At 63.3% G+C, this 1296-nt stretch carries 1 protein-coding gene and 1 pseudogene; both read right to left on the bottom strand.

What is annotated here, in order from left to right; genetic code table 11:
- A pseudogene (locus EOA60_RS33365) lies at window positions 1-319 on the bottom strand (hypothetical protein); the annotation flags it as partial.
- Between the two features lie 143 nt (window positions 320-462).
- On the bottom strand, window positions 463-1092 hold the full coding sequence (locus EOA60_RS33370; RefSeq protein ID WP_095824534.1) for a glutathione S-transferase family protein: 630 nt from the start codon (window positions 1090-1092) through the stop codon (window positions 463-465).
- Window positions 1093-1296: the final 204 nt, after the last annotated feature.

Below are 1296 nucleotides of genomic sequence, written 5' to 3' on the forward strand. Positions count from 1 at the left end.
GCCTCGATATGACCTGGGGCGTCTGGGTGTCGCCACCCTTGTACATCGGAGAGAAGTCGGTTGCGCAGTCGAGCTCGAAGCCCAGGCCATGCGCTGCGATTGAACATATCTCGGCAAAGATGCCAGCGGTGAGCCAAGTGAAGCGGCCCTCCGGGTCGGCCACATAAAGTCCACGCCGCGGCAGGAACACGATCTCCGCCTCGCGATCGCTTAGGATACGGAGCCGGAAAGGCTGCGTGTTGTGCGGGCTGGGGCAGCTCACCGCATAGCGGGCAATCTTCCGCCATTGTTCCGATGACTTCGCGTCGTCTTCCTGCACGCTATTGCGCTCCGCCAATTTCGACCAGGCAATAGCAAACAAACAATACGAGACGGTAAGTTCAAATGGCTAATGAATACTTTTGAAACACCCTACATCATTCCGGGGCAGCGCCTGACAAGCGGCACCCCGTTTCGTGCCCATCAACCGCCCGAATGCGGGTCGATGCTGTAGGGATGCACGGGATAGCCTGAGCCGATCGTCCCGCTCACCCGATCGATCCAGGCGCTGACCGCCGGATAGTCGGCAAGCGAAAAGCCGCAATCCTCGGCGCGATGGCCGTAGGCATAGACGGCGATGTCGGCGATGGTGAGCGAGCCGCCGACAAGGAACGGGGTGTCCTGCAGGCTGCGCTCGAGAGCGCCAAGCGCGCGGGCGCCCGCCTCACGCTTGCCGGCCACCATCGCCTGATTGCGCTCCAGCCGCCCGGTCAGAGACCAGAAGCGCAGCGAGCCGATGACCGGCTCGACATAGTACTGCTCGAAGAACAGCCACTGCATGGCCTTGGCGCGCGCGAGCCGGTCCGCCGGCAGGTAGGGCGTCCCCTCCGCGACGCAAGCGAGGATGGCGTTGGATTCGGCGATCGCCGCCCCATTCTCCACGGCGAGCACGGGAACGGCGCCGGCCGGATTGAGCTTCAGGAAGGCCTCCGTACGGCTCTCGCCCTCGAAGATCGAGACAATGCGGGTTTCATAAGCGATGCCGAGCAGGCCAAGCAGGACACGAACCTTCCAGGCATTTTGCGAGGGCAGATAATCGTAGAGCGTGAGCATGGGTGCGTCCCTCCTTGGCCAGGCTGGCTTCGCATGGGGCGTGCGCGGGCGCCACCCGATTTATGCGCCTTGATTTCCTCCCTTGAGGGGGAGATGTCGCCGAAGGCGACAGAGGGGGTCGTCTCCCGTAAATCGTCAGCGTCGTGTTCGTGGCGGACCGCGTAAGGCGCTGCGACCCCCTCTGGTCTTCCGACCATCTCCCCC

This window comes from Mesorhizobium sp. M1A.F.Ca.IN.020.06.1.1 (assembly GCF_004023265.1).
In the GTDB taxonomy this organism is placed as follows: domain Bacteria; phylum Pseudomonadota; class Alphaproteobacteria; order Rhizobiales; family Rhizobiaceae; genus Mesorhizobium.